Source organism: Micromonospora sp. NPDC005163, from assembly GCF_053599835.1.
The window spans coordinates 199722-217367 of sequence record NZ_JBSFYP010000002.1 but is presented as its reverse complement, the minus strand read 5'-3'; the positions used below and the strand labels follow the sequence as shown (position 1 = coordinate 217367).

Annotated in this window: 14 protein-coding genes and 1 pseudogene; 5 read left to right on the top strand and 10 right to left on the bottom strand. The window is 72.1% G+C overall.

All coding sequences use genetic code 11. From position 1 onward, the window contains the following. Positions 1-42: 42 nt before the first annotated feature. A complete protein-coding gene (locus ACWD6N_RS02685; RefSeq protein WP_354963898.1) occupies positions 43-636 on the bottom strand; it encodes a MarR family winged helix-turn-helix transcriptional regulator in 594 nt (197 codons plus the stop codon). Between the two features lie 97 nt (positions 637-733). Here ACWD6N_RS02685 and ACWD6N_RS02680 point away from each other — a divergent pair, with 97 nt between their 5' ends. Beyond that, entirely contained in the window at positions 734-1864 is a 1131-nt protein-coding gene (locus ACWD6N_RS02680) for a PP2C family protein-serine/threonine phosphatase (protein WP_354963897.1), read from the top strand. A gap of 21 nt (positions 1865-1885) precedes the next feature. Here ACWD6N_RS02680 and ACWD6N_RS02675 read toward each other — a convergent pair whose 3' ends face one another. From ACWD6N_RS02675 to ACWD6N_RS02640, 8 genes are all read right to left on the bottom strand, one after another. Further along, on the bottom strand, positions 1886-3370 hold the full coding sequence (locus ACWD6N_RS02675; RefSeq protein WP_387326110.1) for a sugar transferase: 1485 nt from the start codon (positions 3368-3370) through the stop codon (positions 1886-1888). A gap of 220 nt (positions 3371-3590) precedes the next feature. Continuing rightward, the gene (locus ACWD6N_RS02670; protein WP_354963896.1) at positions 3591-5348 is read right to left on the bottom strand and encodes a substrate-binding domain-containing protein; all 1758 of its coding nucleotides are present in this window, start codon (positions 5346-5348) and stop codon (positions 3591-3593) included. A 165-nt stretch (positions 5349-5513) separates the two neighbouring features. After that, positions 5514-6551 carry a lactonase family protein gene (locus tag ACWD6N_RS02665; protein WP_387326107.1) on the bottom strand — a complete coding sequence of 346 codons (1038 nt, stop codon included), beginning with the start codon at positions 6549-6551 and terminating at the stop codon, positions 5514-5516. Positions 6552-6657: 106 nt separating this feature from the next. Then, the gene (locus ACWD6N_RS02660) at positions 6658-7260 is read right to left on the bottom strand and encodes a GTP-binding protein (RefSeq protein WP_089019271.1); all 603 of its coding nucleotides are present in this window, start codon (positions 7258-7260) and stop codon (positions 6658-6660) included. Further along, positions 7241-7630 carry a DUF742 domain-containing protein gene (locus tag ACWD6N_RS02655; protein ID WP_387326103.1) on the bottom strand — a complete coding sequence of 130 codons (390 nt, stop codon included), beginning with the start codon at positions 7628-7630 and terminating at the stop codon, positions 7241-7243. The genes ACWD6N_RS02660 and ACWD6N_RS02655 overlap by 20 nt, the downstream gene beginning before the upstream one ends. After that, positions 7620-8042, bottom strand: a complete 423-nt coding sequence (locus tag ACWD6N_RS02650) for a roadblock/LC7 domain-containing protein (protein WP_354963892.1) — start codon at positions 8040-8042, stop codon at positions 7620-7622. The genes ACWD6N_RS02655 and ACWD6N_RS02650 overlap by 11 nt, the downstream gene beginning before the upstream one ends. Then, positions 8042-10513, bottom strand: a complete 2472-nt coding sequence (locus ACWD6N_RS02645) for a nitrate- and nitrite sensing domain-containing protein (RefSeq protein WP_450004379.1) — start codon at positions 10511-10513, stop codon at positions 8042-8044. Before ACWD6N_RS02645 ends, ACWD6N_RS02650 begins: the two co-directional genes overlap by 1 nt. Before the next feature lie 241 nt (positions 10514-10754). After that, on the bottom strand, positions 10755-12245 hold the full coding sequence (locus ACWD6N_RS02640) for a catalase (protein ID WP_387326096.1): 1491 nt from the start codon (positions 12243-12245) through the stop codon (positions 10755-10757). 226 nt (positions 12246-12471) lie between these two features. Between ACWD6N_RS02640 and ACWD6N_RS02635 the strand changes: the two genes are divergently transcribed. The 3 genes from ACWD6N_RS02635 (at position 12472) to ACWD6N_RS02625 (ending at position 14679) form a co-directional block, all read left to right on the top strand. Continuing rightward, the gene (locus tag ACWD6N_RS02635; RefSeq protein WP_387326093.1) at positions 12472-13065 is read left to right on the top strand and encodes a hypothetical protein; all 594 of its coding nucleotides are present in this window, start codon (positions 12472-12474) and stop codon (positions 13063-13065) included. 11 nt (positions 13066-13076) lie between these two features. Further along, positions 13077-14006, top strand: a complete 930-nt coding sequence (locus ACWD6N_RS02630) for a hypothetical protein (RefSeq protein ID WP_387326090.1) — start codon at positions 13077-13079, stop codon at positions 14004-14006. Between the two features lie 286 nt (positions 14007-14292). After that, entirely contained in the window at positions 14293-14679 is a 387-nt protein-coding gene (locus tag ACWD6N_RS02625) for a hypothetical protein (RefSeq protein ID WP_354963887.1), read from the top strand. Positions 14680-14797: 118 nt separating this feature from the next. On the opposite strand, the gene ACWD6N_RS02620 is transcribed toward ACWD6N_RS02625, so the two are convergent. Then, positions 14798-16576, bottom strand: a complete 1779-nt coding sequence (locus tag ACWD6N_RS02620) for a glycoside hydrolase family 6 protein (RefSeq protein WP_387326086.1) — start codon at positions 16574-16576, stop codon at positions 14798-14800. Positions 16577-17171: 595 nt separating this feature from the next. Between ACWD6N_RS02620 and ACWD6N_RS02615 the strand changes: the two are divergent. Beyond that, a pseudogene (locus ACWD6N_RS02615) lies at positions 17172-17646 on the top strand (hypothetical protein); the annotation flags it as partial.

Genomic DNA, 17646 nt, shown 5'->3' with positions numbered 1-17646 from the left:
GTCAGCGGTGCGGGAGCCTGGGGCCACCCGGCGCCGCCGCGGTCAGGCGGTCCGAGCCACCGGAGGTTCCCCGGTCGGCGACTCCCGATGTGCGCCCACCGGCCCGCCGTGGCCATCCGACAGGTTCGTCCACACCGCCCGGCGCGGCCGGTCCGGGTCCTCCGGCCAGTCGCCCGCCCGCCCGGTGGGCCGCTCCAGGTCGTCCGGCGCCGACGTCTGCGCCTGCTGCCGGCGGGCGGTCTCGTCGAATTCCCGCATCCCGTGCAGCAGCGCGGTGCGACCCGCGGGGCTCATCCCGGCCAGCACGACGGCGAGTTGCGCCTGTCGGTCGGCGCGCAGCTCGGCGAGGAGCCGGCGGGCCTCCGGGGTGAGGTGCAGGGCAATCTCCCGCCGGTCGAAACGGCCTGGCTCACGCTCCAGCATTCCGGCGGCGACCAGCCGGTCGCAGAGCCGACTGGCGGAGCTGAGCAGCATGCCGAGTCGGGAGGCGAGCCCGCGCAGGTTGATCCCGTCGTACAGCTCGACGACCATCACAGCCCGTAGCTGCGCTCCGGACACCCGGCTGGCGGTTCCCTCCCGAGCCGACTCCCACAGGGTCAGCAGGGCAGCCGCCGCCGCGTCTAGAGCGGCAGCCATACTCGTCTCAGGGTCCGGCGGACCGTTCACTTCGGCCATGGTGGCCCGAGACTACTCCGAACCCACTGGTGGTCGAGCTTTGATCAAGGGAGCGGTGATGAGCGAACCGGTCAATCGGGCACGACGTACCCTGAACGAGACACCCGCCGACCGCCTCGTCGGCGGCGTCGGCGACGTTCTTGCCGCCTCGTACGGGATCACCGAGACGGAGCTGTACCAGGTCGACTACCGACTCTCGGAGCTGTTGCCCCTCACCGAGGGTGACCCTGTCACGGGTCCCGGGCACCCCGCCTGGCGTGCCTTCGACCACCAGTCGCCGGTGCTCGCCGCCGGCACCGTCTGGCTCCCGGTCAGCATGCGCGGCGAGCGTCGGGGGGTCCTGCGACTGGCGCCGGTCCCGGACGACCCGGCCCTCCTCGGCGAGCTGGCCGACATCGCCACCGCGCTCGCCCACGAGCTGGCCGCCGTCGCCGCCGGCACCGACGTCTATCGCGCCGCGCGGCGCAGCCAGCGGCTCACCCTGGCGGCGGAGATGCAGTGGGACCTGCTGCCGGGTCGCAGCCGGATCCGGCCGTCGTTCAGTCTGGCCGGGCAGCTGGAGCCGGCGTACACGGTGCGCGGCGACAGCTTCGACTGGTCCGACGACGGGCAGCAGCTCTGGCTGTCCACCGTCAACGGCACCGGCGAGGGCGTCGCGGCCTCCCTGCTCACCTCGCTGGCCACCCACGCGCTGCGCAACGCCCGCCGGGCCGGGCTCGGCCTGGCCGACCAGGCCGCCCTCGCCGACCAGGCGCTGTACGACGAGTACCGGGGTGAACGGCACCTCTCCGCCCTGCTGATGGAGCTGGACCTGCGCTCCGGGGTGCTGACGGTGGTCGACGCCGGCTCGCCCCGTCTGGTCCTGTTGCGCGAGGGGAAGGTCACCGAGCAGCCGCTGGAGGCGCAGTTCCCACTCGGCATGTTCGAGGCGACCGACTACCACGAGCAGCGGTTCCCGCTGGAGCGCGGCGACCGGATCTTCGTGGTCAGCGACGGGGTGGTGGAGGCCGCCGGGCAGCACACGCGCTACGGCGAGACAGCGCTGGACCGGTTCCTGCGGCGGACCGGCCCGATGGAGCCGCTGGACGCCGTCCGGTCGCTGATCGGTGACCTGCGCGCGTTCGTCTCCGGTGACCTGGTCGACGACGCGGTGGTGGTCTGCCTGGACTGGACCGGCCCGCAGCCGTGACCGGCCCGGCTGAAACACGCCCTAATACGCACCGCGGCTGTTCACCACCGCGCCGAAGGTCTTCCAGAGGATGGTGAGGTCGGCGGCGAGGGACCAGTTCTCCACGTAGTAGAGGTCGAGCCGGATGCCGTCCTCCCAGCTCAGGTCGGACCGGCCGCTGACCTGCCACAGACCGGTCATGCCGGGCTTGACCAGCAGCCGCCGGGCCACGTCGCCGTCGTAGCGGGCCACCTCGGAGGGCAGCGGCGGGCGCGGCCCGACCAGGCTCATCTGGCCCAGCAGCACGTTGACCAGCTGCGGCAGCTCGTCGAGCGACCACTTGCGCAGCAGCCGGCCGACCCGGGTGACCCGAGGATCGTCACGCATCTTGAACATCAGACCGTCGGTCTCGTTGCGGGCGATCAGCTCGGCGAGCAGCGCGTCGGCGTTCACCACCATGGTCCGGAACTTGAACACCCCGAACTCCTGCCCGCCCCGACCGACCCGGACCTGCCGGAACAGCACCGGGCCCCGGCTGTTCAGCTTGATGGCCAAGGCGATGATCGCGATCAGCGGCAGCAGCAGCGCGAGCGCCAGCGAGGAGGCGGACCGGTCGACGAAGCCCTTGACCAGCTTTCGGGCGCCGCGGAACTCGGGCGCCTCGACGTGGATCAGCGGCAGCCCGGCGACCGGGCGGGTGTGGATCCGCGGGCCGGCCACGTCCGTCAGCGCGGGCGCGACGACCAGGTCGACGCCCGTCCCCTCCAGCTGCCAGCCGAGCCGGCGCAACCGGGCGGCGGTCAGCTCGCCGGAGGCCGTGACCGCGACGGTGTCCGCGCCGATCGCGGTGGCGGCCTCCGGGATGCCGCGGAACGATCCCACCACCGGCACGTCACCCAACCGCTGCGCCACCGGCGCCAGCAGCGCGTCCGGGATGCACGCGCCGACCACGTGGTAGCCGGCGTACGGCTCCCGGCGCAACGTGTGCACAAGCTCCAGCACGTGCGCGGTGTCGCCGACCACCAGCACCTTCCGGGACCAGCCGGCGCCACTTGAGCGGGCCCGGTGCAGACGCTTACGGGCGGCGAAGCGGGCGACTTCCAGCCCGACGGTGCCCACCGCGAAGGTGATGCCGAGGAAGCCCCGGGAGACGCCGACGTCGGCGATGTACCCGGCAATGGCGATCGCACCGGCGAGCCGCAGGCTGGCCGAGCTGACCCGCCGGTACTCGTCCGCCCCGTAACCGATCACCCGGTCGTCGTAGCAGCCGAGCGCCTTGAGCGAGACCAGCCAGGCCAGCACCAGCCCCGGCGCGACCAGCACGTACGGGATGTCCGAGCCGCTCGGCTCATCGTCACCGAACCGGGCGACGTACCCGACGAGCAGCGCGATGATGAGGATGGTGGTGTCCAGCACCACCAGGACCCGGACGTACGACCGTTCGTCGGCGCGCGTCACCAGCCCGGCCAGACGGCTGCCAGGCTGTCCCGACCTGTTGGCGGGGGTCAACAGTGTCGCCGCGGTCACCGGCCCTCCCACTCTGATCAGGACGGCCCCGGCCGACGGGTCGGATCGGGGGGCCGAACGACAACGCCGGAACCTGTCGACATCCTGCCCTGACAACTATGGCCGCCGGTTACTTCCGACGTATTGCCGTCACTTTTCTTCAACAGTCGAGGGCTACCGAGAAGGAGCCCGCCGTACCGAATCAGCGGACGGCGGGCCCCTTTCGCGGCTGTGCCTCGAATCAGCGCGGCGCCGGCGGGCGGAGCGCGATGGCGTTGAGGAAGATGTTGCCGATCTCGCTCGGGTCCTTGGTGACGAAGCTGCCGCCACCGGTCACCTTCGTGATCGACTCCAGCTCGGCCTTGCTGACGCCCTCGCCGATACCGATCATGATGACCTGGACCGGTCGCTCCGGGTCGGCGATCTGCTTCAGCTTGGCGAGCAACTGGGCCTGGCTGAGGCCGTTGGTGTCCTCGTTCTTGCCGTCGGTGAACAGCACGATGGAGTTGACCCGGCCGGGCTGCCAGTCCTCCTGCACCGCCTGGTACGCGGCGAGCGTGGTGTCGTAGAGGCCGGTGTCGCCGCTGGAGGGCTTGATCGAGCCGAGCGCCCCCTCCAGCTGGGCCCGCTGGGCGGAGAGTGGGCCGATGGGGATCAGCTGCTTGTAGTCCCGGCTGCCGACCAGCTTGGTGGAGAAGGTCCACAGGCCGATCGACCAGGAGTCGTCGAAGAGGCCGAGGCCGCGGCGGGCCGCGTCCACGGTGACCTCCTCCCGGCTCCGGTTGTTGGCGCTCGGCACCTCTGCCTTCATCGAGCCGGAGACGTCGACGACGGCAAGCATCCGGCCGGACTGGGTGGCGATCGACCAGCTGGAGACGACCCGCTGTATCGCGGCCGGGTCCAGGCCACCCGCGGCGGTGCCGCCGGCGGGCGGCGCGGACGACGCGCCGCCGGCCGGGCTCGGCGCACCCTGCGGCGCCTTGAAGCCGGCGCCCCAGTTGCCGTCTGGCGCGCGCAGCGACTGCGCCGCCAGCCGGTCGCGGAACGCGCGGGTGGTGAGCAACTCGTACAGCACCCGGGCCGCCGAGGCCTTGGTCGGCTCGATGCCGGGCAGCACCGCGTACGGGTAGTCCAGCGGCATCGGCGCCGGCTCCATGTAGAGCGCGGCGAGCTTTACCGGCGGCTCCTTGCTGTTGTAGGCGATCACGTCCTCTTCGGACAGTGCCGCCGCGCCGAGACCGCTGGCGATGGACGTCGGGTCCGTGGCGGCCGGGAACCGGGCCAGCAGGTCGTTGCGGAGCGAGGACCGCCCCGTGGCCAGCGCCCGCAGCGCACCGACGGTGTTGCGCTGCGCGTCGCCGCCGGCGGCGCTGGCCGCCGCGGTCAACGACAGCAGGCCGGACAGGCCGGCCGCGTCCCGGGTCGGCTCGACGATCCCGGTGCGCAGCGGGGTGCCCGGGTTGTTGACCTGCTTGAGCAGGTCCGTCCAGGTGAACTTCTTCTTGGGCCAGCCCAACCGCCCGGCCACCGGCTCGGGCATCGCCACGACGACGGGACTGCGCGCGATGGAGGCGCTGTTGGTCGGAGCGAACGCCGTGGCGTCCTTCTTCAACCGCAGCAGCCAGGTCGAGGAGTCCGGCACCCAGACGTCCGGGGTGATGGCGGTGCCGCTGGCCTGCCCGACGCCGGCCAGGACGGCACCGTGCTTGGCCGCCACCACGGCGGCCACGTCGACGGGGTCGGAGGCGGAGACGTCCACCCGGATGCAGGTGCCGCCTACCGCGGCGCCGTCCTTGACCCATTGCGACGCGGCGGCGTCCACCGCCGGCGCGAGCTCGGAGGCGACTGCCACGGCGAGCCGAATCTCCCCCGAACAGCTCGGCTGGATCAGCTCCCGATAGCCGAACCAGACGCCGGTCGTGACGACGAGCACCGTCGCCGTAGCGGCGGCGGCTGCTAGATGAAGTTTCGAACGCATGCGATGGCGGCCTGCTGACACGGTGACCATCTTGCGTACAAGGTGCCCCCTCTGCCACATCCGTTCGGACTAAAGTTACGGAGGAGAAACAGTTGATCGCTGTTTAGCAACACAGAGTGACGAAGCGGCCCCATGGTGTTGCCAAATCGGTGCCAGCCTCACGTCTCGCCCCATCGGCTCCACAGCTCACGGCAGCACGCAGGTCGGGCTCGGCACCGGCACGGGCTCGCCGATCGGCGACGGGACGCCGGTGCCGGCGTCCCACCGGAAAACCCGCACCATGTCGGCCCGCTCGTCGGCGACGTACAGGTGCTCCCCGATCAACGCAAAGTGCCGGGGCCACTCGCCACCGGTGTCCACTTCGGCCACCAGCTCGGGCAGCTCGCCGGCCAGGCCGAAGACGGCGATGGTGCCCACACCCCGGTTGGCGACGTAGAGGAACCGGCCGTCCGGGGCGACCGCGACCTCCGACGGTTGGACATGGCCGGCTCGCTCGCTCGCCTCGACCCGGCCGCGTTGGTGCAGCGCGCCGTCGTCGGTCAGCTCGTACGCGGTGACCGAGGCGTCCAGCTCGCCCACGAGGTAGCAGCGCCGCCCGTCGGGGTGGCGGGCCAGGTGCCGGGGACCCGTGCCGGGCGCCGTACGGATCCGGGGCCGGCGGGGCACCAGCCGACCGCTCGCGCCGTCCAGGTCGTACCGGTAGACCGAGTCGGTGCCGAGGTCGACCGCGAGCAGCGGCCCTTGACCGCGGCCCGGGGAGACCATGTGGCTGTGCGCCCGCTCCTGACGCTCCGGGTCGGCGCCGTGCCCCTCGTGCACCACCAGGTCGGTGCGCTCACCGGGCACGCCCCGCCCGTCGAGCGGGAAGACCGCGACGCTGCCGCCGCCGTAGTTGGCCGCCACCAGATGCCCTCCGTCGGGCAGCACGGCCAGGTGGCAGGGGTCCGCGCCGCCGGTCGACCAGCTGCCCAGCGGATCCAGCGCCCCGTCGGGGCCGACCTGCCAGGCGCTGACCTCCCCGTCTGTCAGCTCGTTCACCGCGTAGAGCACCGGGCGGGTGGGGTGCCGGGCCAGGAAGGAGGGCGACGGGGTGACCGCCACCGTGCCGAGCGGTGTCAGCTCCCCGGTGGCCGGGTCACGGCGGGCCGCGACGATGCCACTGCCCCGCCCGCCGCTCTGCGCGGTGTAAACCCCGATGTGGACGACCTCGACCTGACCACTCACGTCCAACCCCTCCGCCGGCTTCCTGCGTCGATCCAACCAGAGGCTGCCCGCGATGCCGGCCCGTTAACCGGCTTTCCGGCCCGGGGATCGGCGCCGCGGCGGCGACTCAGGCGGCCGGCACCGGCTCGCCGCGCTGCCGGGCCACGTGCTCGACCAGGGAGATCAACACCAGCTTGCCGGACTGCCGGTCCCGCGCGTCGCAGAGCACCATCGGCACGTCCGGGTCGAGGTCCAGCGCCCGGCGCACGGTCTCCAGGTTGAACCGGCGGGAGTCGTCGAAGCAGTTCACGCCCACCACGAACGGGATGCCGCGCTGCTCGAAGTAGTCGATGGAGGGGAAGCAGTCGGCCAGCCGCCGGGTGTCGGCGAGCACCACCGCGCCGAGTGCGCCGAAGGCCAGCTCGTCCCAGAGGAACCAGAACCGGTCCTGGCCCGGTGTGCCGAACAGGTAGACCTGGAGATCGTCGTTGATGGTGATCCGGCCGAAGTCCATCGCCACCGTGGTGGTCGACTTCCCCTCCACCCCGGAGATGTCGTCGGTGCCGATCCCGGCGCCCGTCAGCACCTCCTCGGTCTGCAACGGCCGAACCTCGCTCAGCGCGCTCACCAGCGTCGTCTTGCCGGCCCCGAAGCCTCCGGCGATCAGGATCTTCAGTGCCAGCGGGATGGTGGTGCCGGAGCCCGCATGGTCATAGCGCACGAAGTCCACTGACCACCGCCTTGAGGATGTCGTTGTCAGGAAGGTGGCCGGCGGCCGGCGGCTCGTGCACCGCGACCAGGCCCCGGGCGAGGAGGTCTCCGAGCAGCACCCGGACCACCCCGACCGCGAGGTCCAGTTCGGCCGCCAGCTCGGCCACCGACACCGGCCGGCGGGCCAGCGCGACCAGCCGCCGGTGCTCCGGGAGCAGCCGCGGGTCGGCCGCCGGGTCGAGATCCGACTCGGCCAGTACGAACGCGACGAGGTCGAACCCATCGACGGCGGAGCGTACCCGGCCGCCGGTGAGGGTGTACGGGCGCACTACCGGGCCGGCGTCGCCGTCCAGCCACTCGTGCTGCGGCCCGGGCGGCTCAGTTCGCATCACCGGCGCCCGCCGACGATCGGGCTGGCGCGGTGAGGTACTCCCCCACCCGGATCACCAGCATCGCCATCTCGTACGCGACCAGGCCGATGTCGGCGTCGGTGTCGCTCACCACGGCCAGGCAGGTGCCCTGCCCGGCGGCGGTGACGAAGAGGTACGCCGACTCCATCTCCACCACGGTCTGCCGGACCGGACCGCCGTCCACGTGCCGGCTCGCGCCCCGGGCCAGGCTGGAGAAGCCGGCGGCGAGGGCGCAGAGGTGCTCGGCGTCGGAGCGCTCCAGCTCGGCCGAGGAGCCGAGCAGCAGCCCGTCGGCGGAGAGCACCACCGCCTCCCGAGCCGCCGGTACCCGTTCCACCAACTCGTCGAGCAGCCAGTCGAGGCCTGCGCTCTGCTTCGTCGAATGCGGCACTAGGCGTCCCTCTCAGTCGCGGTCAGGGGTTCGGAGGCCGCCGCGGGCGCGGGGGCGACGGCCGGGGTGGGCCCCGGGTCGGCGGCTCGGGCAGGTATCGGGCCGGCGGCCGGGGGGACGACGGTGGCGCGGCCCCGGGCGGTGCCGGCCTGGAGAGCCGACATCACCCGACGCACCTCCTCGGGCGATCGGGGCGTCGGGGTGTCGGTGACCGTCGACCGGGGCCGGGATGCCGGGGTACGCCGCCGCACCCGGCGGGGCAACCCGTCCAGCTCGTCCACCGCCTCGCCGCCGGACGGCACCCCGTCGGCCGCACCGTCACCTGGCCCGCGGACGGTGGCCGGTCCGGTCGGCGACAACTCGCCATCGCCCGACCCGTTGGCGCCCGGCCCGTTCGCGGGCGCCGGGTCCGGCACCGGTGTGCCGGTGGGTCGGGCGGCCGGGGCGCTGGCGGTGAGCGGGGCGGTGAGTGACCGGTTGCGGCCGGCCCGGGGCCGGGGCACGGCAGCGCGCCGGCCGGTCCGCGCCAGCCGCCGGTCCGGGCCGGCCGGCGCGGCGCCCAGCCCGGCCGGATCGGGACCGGCCGGCGGCTCGGTGGTGATCAGGTCGGCCGGGACCAGCACCACGGCGGTCACCCCGCCCTCCCCGGACGGGCGCAGCCGCACCCGCACCCCGTGCCGTGCGGCGAGGCGGGCCACCACGAAGAGACCGAGTCGGGCGCTCTGCGCCGGGTCGAACTCGGGCGAGCTGGCGAGCCGGACGTTGGCGCCCTCCAGCGCCGCGGCGGACATCCCCAGCCCCCGGTCGGTGATCTCCAGCGCGTACCCGCTGGCCACCTGCTCCCCGGTGACGGTGACCCGGGTGTCCGGCGGTGAGAAGGCCGTGGCGTTCTCGATCAGCTCCGCGAGCAGGTGGATGACGTCGCCGACGGCCCGGCCCAGCACGCCGGCCGGCTGCACGGCGGTGATGTCCACCCGGTCGTACGACTCGACCTCGGAGCTCGCGCCCCGGATCAGGTCGACCATCGCGACCGGGTTGCGCCAGCCCCGGCCCGGCGCGGAACCGGCGAGAATGACCAGGTCCTCGGCGTGTCGGCGGAGCCGGGTGGCCAGGTGATCCACCTGGAACAGTTCGGCCAGCTCGTCCGGGTCCTCGGCGCGACGTTCCATGCGGTCCAGCAGGTGCAACTGCCGGTGCACCAGGCTCTGGCTGCGCCGGGCGATGTTGAGGAAGACCTCATTGAGCCCTCGGCGCAGGGTGACCTCGTCCACCGCGGCCTGGACCGCGGTGCGCTGCACCTCGGTGAAGGCTCGCCCAACCTCGCCGATCTCGTCGTGGCCGTATTCCAGTGGGGGCGCCTCCCGGGCCACGTCGACCTGCTCACCACGGCGCAGCCGGGTCACCACGTCCGGCAGCCGGTGCTCGGCCAGCTCTAGCGCGGCGGTGCGGACCCCGCCGAGCCGTCGGACCAGCGTCCGGCCGACCCGCAGCGCCACCAGCACCGAGATCACCACGGCGACGAGCCCGAGCACCCCGGCGGCGGCCAGCCGGACCAGGATCCGGACCGCCATCGGCACCGAGCGGTCGGCGAGCCCGTCGGCCTCGGCCAACTCGAAGTCGCGCAGCTGCTGCTGCACCGCGTCGTGGCTGGCCTGCCAGGTCGCCGCGTCCACCGGTGGCCGGCCGGACCGGTTGGCCACGACCAGCGCGTCCTGCATGGTGCGTAGCCGGGTGAACGCCGCACCCTCGGTCAGCCGCTGGTACGCGGCCCGACCCGCCTCGGGCAGGTCGGCCACCGCGCTCTCGGTGAGCCACCGCTGGTTGCCGATGGCCTGCACGAGCTGGGTGTGCTCCCCCTCGGCGAACCGGCCCGCCGCCAGCGCGCCGGCCAGCAGGGCGTCGGCCTGGCCGAGCAGCTCCCGCGAGCGGCCCAGCGCGGTGAGCGCCAGCGCCTGCCGGTTGAGGTCGGGCTCGGTCAGGTTCGCCATGCCGGCGAACGCCTGGAAGGCCGAGGAGATCATGCCGCTGTAGAGGCCGATGGCGCCGGCCCGGTCCACCTTGCGGTCGTCGATGAAGTCCCGGCCGGCCGGCAGCGCCGCGAGGGCGGTGACCAGCTGGTCGACCCGGGCGTCGAGCAGGTCGTCGGCGGCGTCGCGCAGCTCCTCCCCGTCGACCCGGCGGCGCAGCTCGGCGACCGCCCGGTCGGTGCGCTGCCGCTGCTCGACCAGGGCTGGCAGCTCGGTGGTGCCGGCGAGCTGCACCACCGAGAGGCGGCGTTCCCGTTGCAGCTCGGTGACCACAACCTCGCCCGGGCGGCCCAGGTCGTACAGCAGGGTGCGGGCGGAGAGCAGGTTCAGGGCGGGACCGAAGGTCAGCGTGGTGGCGAAGATCCACAACGCCAGCAGCGCGGTCACCGGCGCGACGACCAATGCGGTCAGCTTCGAGCGGATCGGCCAGTCGCGGGTTCTCATCAGACCTCGCCCGTGCAGGGGTGGCAGGAGGTGCGCCGGCACCGCCGGGCAACGCGCCGGCCGGTTGCGCCCGGCCATGGGGCCGGGCACGGGCGCGGGCGCCTTGGGCAGGATACGTAATCACACCGCGTTGCACTACCGCCTGTCGCGCCAACATGGACGCTCCGACATGCAATCCGTCCGATACGGCGAGCGCCCCCGTCGGCGAACCGGCGGGGCGCTCGTCGTGGCGCGGTGCGGATCAGGCGTCGGCGGCGATGCCGAGCCCCTCGGCGACCCGCCGGCCGTAGTTCTCGTCGCACTGGCTGAAGTGCCAGACCATCTTCTCCTGGATGTGCTTGTCGCACTGGGCCAGCAGGGTGGTCAGGTTGAGGATCAGGTCGTCGCGCTCCCAGTCCGCCATCTCACGGAAGCGCCGGCCGGCCTGGGAGTAGTTGTTCTGCCGCTCGATCGGGGCCTTCATGATCTGCCCGGAGACGAACGGGCGGTACTCCCGGTAGGACTCGTCGGCCTCCTGGAGACCGGCGACCGAGGACGGCTCGAAGTTGATGTGCGGGTTGCCGCCCCGGTGGTCCACCCCGTACGACATCTGGCCGCCGCCCTGGTTGGTGCTGACCTGCACGTCCTCGCGCGGCCGGTTGACCGGCAGTTGGAGGTAGTTCGGGCCGACCCGGTAGCGCTGGGTGTCCGAGTAGGAGAAGGTGCGACCGACCAGCATCTTGTCGTCGGAGAAGTCGATGCCGTCGACCAGCACACCGGTGCCGAAGGCGATCTGCTCGTTCTCGTCGTGGTGGTCGGTGATGTTGCGGTTGAGGGTCATCATGCCCACCGGCAGGTAGGGGAACTGCTCCTCCGGCCAGATCTTGGTGTCGTCGAGCGGGTCGAAGTCCAGCTCCGGGTGCTCGTCGTCGCTCATGATCTGCACGTTGAGCTCCCACTGCGGGTACTCGCCGCGCTCGATCGCCTCGTAGAGGTCCTTGGAGGCGTGGCCCAGCTCGGTGGCCTGGATCGCGTCCGCCTCGGCCTGGGTGAGGTTGCGCTCGCCCTGCTGGGTCATCCAGTGGAACTTGACCAGCACGCCCTCGCCCTGGCCGTTGACGAGACGGTAGGTGTTGACCCCGGAGCCCCGCATGGTGCGGTAGTTCTTCGGGATGCCGTACGGGGAGAAGAGCCAGGTCAGCATGTGCATCGACTCCGGCGTGTTCGACATGAAGTCGAAGATCCGGTTCGGTTCCTGGCGGAAGGTCACCGGGTCTGGCTTCAGCGCGTGGATCACGTCGGGGAACTTGATCGCGTCGCGGATGAAGAAGACCTGGAGGTTGTTGCCCACCATGTCCCAGTTGCCGTCCTCGGTGCGGAACTTGACCGCGAAGCCGCGCGGGTCGCGGGCGGCCTCGGAGGAGTCCCGGCCGCCGATGACGGTGGAGAACCGGATGGTGACCGGAGTCTTCCTGCCCTTGGTCTGGAACAGCTTGGCGCGGCTGTAGGTGGCCGCCGGTTCGTCACCGATCGTCCCGTACGCCTCGAACTCGCCGTGCGCGACGAAGCCGCGCGCGTGCACGACCCGCTCCGGGATGCGCTCCCGGTCGAAGTGGCTGATCTTCTCCAGGAAGTGGTAGTTCTCCAGCGTGGCGGGGCCGCGCGAACCGACCGTCCGCTGCTGCTGGTTGTTGTGCACGGGGTGGCCCTGCCGGGTGGTGAGGATCGGCTTGTTGGCCTGTGGGTCGCTCATCGCTCTCCTCCAGATGGTTTCGTGCTGCCGGCCGGGGCGAACCATCCAACACAATCGCGTTTTCTGGAACGAGTCAAGTTTTGGCCGAATCCCGTGCTGTGGCCCTCGTCATCGCACGATCGGAGGCAGGTCCCGCGACACCGGACACGGACCGATGAGGAAAGTGCCCCGGATCGGGATTGGCGATCAGTGCGCCGAGGGAATACGAGGTGACGAAGGAGGAGCCATGTCGCCCACGCAGATAATCGTCATCGTGCTCGTCGTGCTGGCCATCGCGGCACTGGTCGTGGCCGTCCGGACACTCGGCCGACGCCGCGCGCTGCGCGGCCGTTTCGGGCCGGAGTACGACCGGGTGGTGGCGGAGCAGGACAGCCGGTCCGCCGCAGAGCGCGAGCTGCGCGACCGGGAACGCCGGCACGCCGAGCTCACGCTCACGCCGCTCACCCCGCAGTCCCGGGCCCGCTACGCCGCCGCCTGGGAGGAGCTTCAGGTCCGTTTCGTCGACTCGCCGCAAGAGACCGTGGGCGACGCGGATGATCTGGTCACCCGGCTCATCGAGGAGCAGGGATACCCGACCGGGGACTTCTCGGACCAGATCGCCCATCTCTCCGTCGACCACGCACGCACGCTGACCAACTACCGGGACGCGCACGAGATCCATCTGCGTAATTCTCGGGGCGAGGCCAGCACCGAGGAGCTGCGTCAGGCGGTCGTGCACTACCGGGCACTCTTCGCCGACCTGCTCGGTGAGGAGCCGGTCGGCCACCGCCCGCCCGAGCAGCGCCATCCGGACACCCCGCACGACGCCACGAGCCGCTGAGGAGGCCACCGATGCGCCAGGAAGAGCAGCAGGTGAGCAACGACCATTCGGAGGCCGTCCGGTCCGCGCCGGTGCCGGTGCCGCCGGCCGGCGACCGGGCGGGTCGCGCGGACGTGCCCGAGGACGCCCTGGACGACCGGGGCACCTTCGACGACCCGTCAGCCGCCGACGACCGCATCGACGAGGGCGGATTCCATGAGCCCGGGCCGCTGCCGACCACCTTCGGCGCCACCACGGTGGCCGATGCGGTGGCGGCGTCCGCGCTGGCCAGCCCGCGCCCGGAGGATCAGCCGGACCCCCGGGCCGAGCGGACCGCCCAGCCCGGCGACGGCGCCGAGGACGGCGAGCGTGAGGGTCTGCGGGCCGACCCCACCGCCGAACTGCACCGCCGGGGCACCGATCCGAAGACCGACGACGCCCGGGCCGACGCGGACACCTCCGCGCGGACCGTCGCCCCGCCGGGAAGCACCGACGGTGGGCCCGAGCGGCGCAGTGATCTGACCGATCCCGGCGGCGACGCGGACCCGGCCGCCTACGGCAGCGCCACTCCGGAGATGGTCGACCCGGACGCGGTCTCGCCGGATGCCGACCCGGTGCTCGCCGCCAGTGGCGGCGGCGCCTCGTTGGAGTCGGCCGGTACGTCGCGACCCGTCGGGTCGACCGTGGCGGCCGAGCCGGCCACGCTCCTCGACGCGGACGCGGCACAGCGTTTCCGGGACCGCTGGCGGGACGTGCAGCTGCGCTTCGTGGACGATCCGCAGGCGGCGGCCGGCGAGGCACAGTCGCTGGTGGAGGAGGCCATCCAGGCGCTCGCGTCGGCGCTGGCCGCGCAGAAGAACGCGCTGGGCGGATGGCAGGACGCCGGTTCGGCGGACACCGAGCAACTGCGGATGGCGGTACGCCGCTACCGGGACTTCCTGGACCGCGTGCTGGGTCGCTGAGCGACACACCACGGGCACCCCGGCCAGCCGGCCGGGGTGCCCCCGTACGCCCGGACGGTCCGCCTGCCGGATCGCCCGAGCGGGCCGGAACAGGGCGGGACCCGACAGCAGATGGACAACCATGGCCAGCCGGCACAAGATCCGCTGATCGACGAGACGCAGGCGGAGCAGCGCCGCTCCGCGCGCCGGGCGGTCGGCGCGCATCGGCCCACCGGGGGGCATGGGCACGGCCCGAGAGGGTACGCGAGGGGGATCAGGCAACGTGTCGGACACAGGAGGCAGCACCATGACCGATCGCGACCGCCGACCGCCGCTGGAGGAGAGCCCGGAGATGGCCGCCGCGGCGGACGATGACAGCACCGTCCCGCAGCTGCGGACCGGGGGCGGCCCGGACCGGGACACTCCATCCTTCGGCGAGCCCCGCAACCGGCCGGACGACCTCGCGCCGGGCACCGACGACCTGCTCGGCGACCCGTACGCCGCCGGCACCGGGGCGACCGGGACGGGCACCGGCGCCGGTGGGGACAACATCCGTACCGGCGCGGAACAGCCCTGGGAGCCGGAGGATCTGGTGATGGCCCGCGGGCAGGACCTCACCCCGGAGAACCTGGACAAGGCCCGCCGCGACCTGGCCGAGCAGGGTCGGGCGGCGATCGAGCGCACCGTGCCCTGAGCAGGGCGCACGAGGGGTCCCCGGTCCGACCGTCACGGTCGGACCGGGGACCCGGGGAACCTGCCGCCGGCGGTGCCTCACCTACCGCCGGCGGCGGGTGGGTGCGGGAGCGATCCGGTCAGAGCGCCGGGTACGCGTTGCGCATCAGCTCCTGGAACTGGGCGGAGAACCACGCGCCGGAGATCGGCGCGTTCGGCAGGGCGCCCGTCGCGCTGTTGCCGTTGCGGGCGTTGCCGGTGTACGTCGGGTCGCACATCCGGTCGAAGCCCTTGCCCTCGTCGTTCGGGATCAGCTCGCTGGAACCGTCCGACTCGCCCGGAGGCTTCACCCAGACGTACGCGTCGATGCCCGGCTCGGGAGCCGACCTGGGCCGCTCGCCGAGGCCAGCGCCGGACTGGTTGCACCAGTTGCCGGCGTGGATCCGGCGGTCGATCCGGCCACCGTTGACGTAGGTGTCCACGCTGGTCGTCGCGCCCGGTCCGGTGGGCCGGGCGGTGCCGCCCCAGCCGTTGCGGGAGGTGTCGATCAGCATGCCGATGTTGGCGTCGAAGCCGACCTGGACCAGCTTCTGCCGGAACGCCTGGGCGAACGACAGCTCGTCGACGTAGAAGTTCCAGTCGACCCACTTCGACTGTCGCACCGACGTGCCGTTCACCGTATCGGTGATCTTGACGTACGGCTCGCGCAGCGCCGAGTAGTTCGCCGTGTTGACGATGAACCCGTGCACGTTGGCCACGGTGCTGCCGGAGGCGACCGCGGCGGCCTTCAGGAGGTCGGCGGTCGGGCCGAAGTTGGTGTCCCAGCCGATCCAGCCGTGGTGCGCGGCGTCGATGTAGTTGTAGACGTTGCCGAGCGTACCCAGCTTCGCCAGGGCGTAGCCGACGCCGTTGACGTACGCGCCGTTGGCCTTGACCGTGTCACACATCGCCGTGCCGCCGGCCTGCCCGGAGGTGTTGGTCACCAGGTTGGGCAGCGAGTCGATCTCGATGATGTTGATGATCCGGATGTTCCGGTACTCCGGGTCGGCCTGGATCGCGGCGATCGGGTCGATGTACTCGGCCTTGTACCTGGGCAGGTCGTTCGGGCCCAGCTCACCGTTGGAGGCGAGCGCGGCGCAGTCCCGGCCGGGCAGGTTGTAGATCACGAACTGGATGTAGCCGGCGCCCTGGCGCAGCGCCTCCTCCAGGTGGTCACGCACGCCGAAGGCGCCGTTGGAGCTGCTGTCCGGGGTGCCGTTGATGGCGGCGATCCGGTCCAGCCACACCGCGGTCGGGTTGTTGGACACCCTGCTGCCGCCCGGCTCGGCGTCCGCCTTGGCCTTCCACTCGGGGTTCACGTATCCCCGGACCCCGGCGTACGGGTTGTCCACCATGCTGCCGGCGGGCGGGGGCGTGGTCGGCGGCGGAGTGGTCGGCGGGGGTGTGGTCGGGGGCGGGGTCGTCGGCGGGGGCGTGGTCGGCGGCGTGGTGCCACCGTTGCAGGTCACCCCGTTGAGGGTGAACGAGGTCGGCCTGGGGTTGCTGCCGCTCCACGCGCCGTTGAACCCGATGCTGGTCGACGCGCCGGTGGCGAGGCTGCCGTTGTAGGACAGGCTGCGCGCGGTGACCTGGCTGCCGGACTGGGTGAACTCGGCCGACCAGCCCTGCTGCACCCGCTGGCTGGAGTTCGGGAAGGTCCACCCGAGCGTCCAGCCGTTGATCGGGTCGCCGACGTTCCTGATGGTGATGCTCGCGGTGAAGCCACCGGGCCACTCGTTCGCCGAGTAGGCGATGTCGCACTGGGTCGCGGCCTGCGCCGCGGTGACGGGGATCGTCACCAACCCGCCGGCGACCAGGACGCCCGCGCCGGCGAGCGCGAGGGCCCGGCGTGGGCCGGACAGCCTTCTCCACACATTCATGCCACTGATCTCCTTGGGCGAGACCGGGCTCGCGTACGGCCCGGCGAGACGGCCCGGTGGGCGTCCGGAACGGACGGCCACCGGCGCCAACGGGGTTCTGCGGGGGGTGCCCGACCCGGACGGGTGGTGGTGGTGGTGGTGAACGACCGGCGAGCGGTCGGTCGGCGGCGGGATGTCGTCCGGCGGACCGGATGCCCTCGACTTCCCTGCCTGCGCGGTGTGGCTCCCCGAACCGCGTGCGCCGATTCTTGCATGGGAGCGCTTCCATGGCAATGGCTCGATGCGTTCCGGCGGCGGCGCCCGTGACCCGACTCGGACGATACCTCCGAGACCGCGCGACCAGCACGAGCGGAACCACGCCGCCGCTACCGGATTAGCCGACCGAGCCGGCACAGCGAGCGCGGAACGCCGTGGCGACGCAGAACCCGGTGTCACGCTCCCACACGGCGCACGGCGGGGAGAAGGCCGCGTAGCACCCCTTTGTCACTTACTAACAGTAAAGGTCAGAACACGAATGTTTCCCTTCATAGTTCATGAAACGGTCTAACGTTGGTCTTAGCTCGGTTGTCGCCGGGCTCAGGACAACAGGGATGGAGTGACGCAGGTCATGGCTAAGAAGATGCTCGGGAAGGTCGTTGCGGGCGCCGCGCTCGGCGGTGCGGCGCTCCTGGTGTTCACGCCCGGGATCGCGTTCGCCGATGGGCACCACGACGGTGGCAAGGACCGTGACGGCAAGGTTTTCGCCAAGCCGCACGTCGTCAAGGCCGGCGAAGAGGTCAAGCTCCTCGAGATCTGCCCGGATCGCCAGGAGCACGCCTTCGTGTGGTCCAAGGTCACCGGCAAGGTGAAGCTCAAGCCGGTGCACGACGACAAGGGCGATTGGCGCGAGGAGGACAACTCCTCCGGCCGCGACGGCAAGGACGAGCACGGCAAGGACGACAAGGGCAAGGACGAGCACGGCAAGGACGACAAGGGCAAGGACCACGAGGGCAAGGACGAGAACGGCAAGGACGAGCACGGCAAGGACGACAAGGGCAAGGACCACGAGGGCAAGGACGAGAACGGCAAGG

Excerpts from the sequence above, each read along its gene's own strand:
- ACWD6N_RS02685 (WP_354963898.1), bottom strand. The coding sequence starts at position 636 with ATGGCTGCCGCTCTAGACGCGGCGGCGGCTGCCCTGCTGACCCTGTGG.
- ACWD6N_RS02680 (WP_354963897.1), top strand. The coding sequence starts at position 734 with ATGAGCGAACCGGTCAATCGGGCACGACGTACCCTGAACGAGACACCC.
- ACWD6N_RS02655 (WP_387326103.1), bottom strand. The coding sequence starts at position 7,630 with ATGCGAACTGAGCCGCCCGGGCCGCAGCACGAGTGGCTGGACGGCGAC.
- ACWD6N_RS02645 (WP_450004379.1), bottom strand. The coding sequence starts at position 10,513 with ATGAGAACCCGCGACTGGCCGATCCGCTCGAAGCTGACCGCATTGGTC.
- ACWD6N_RS02640 (WP_387326096.1), bottom strand. The coding sequence starts at position 12,245 with ATGAGCGACCCACAGGCCAACAAGCCGATCCTCACCACCCGGCAGGGC.
- ACWD6N_RS02635 (WP_387326093.1), top strand. The coding sequence starts at position 12,472 with ATGTCGCCCACGCAGATAATCGTCATCGTGCTCGTCGTGCTGGCCATC.
- ACWD6N_RS02630 (WP_387326090.1), top strand. The coding sequence starts at position 13,077 with ATGCGCCAGGAAGAGCAGCAGGTGAGCAACGACCATTCGGAGGCCGTC.
- ACWD6N_RS02625 (WP_354963887.1), top strand. The coding sequence starts at position 14,293 with ATGACCGATCGCGACCGCCGACCGCCGCTGGAGGAGAGCCCGGAGATG.
- ACWD6N_RS02620 (WP_387326086.1), bottom strand. The coding sequence starts at position 16,576 with ATGAATGTGTGGAGAAGGCTGTCCGGCCCACGCCGGGCCCTCGCGCTC.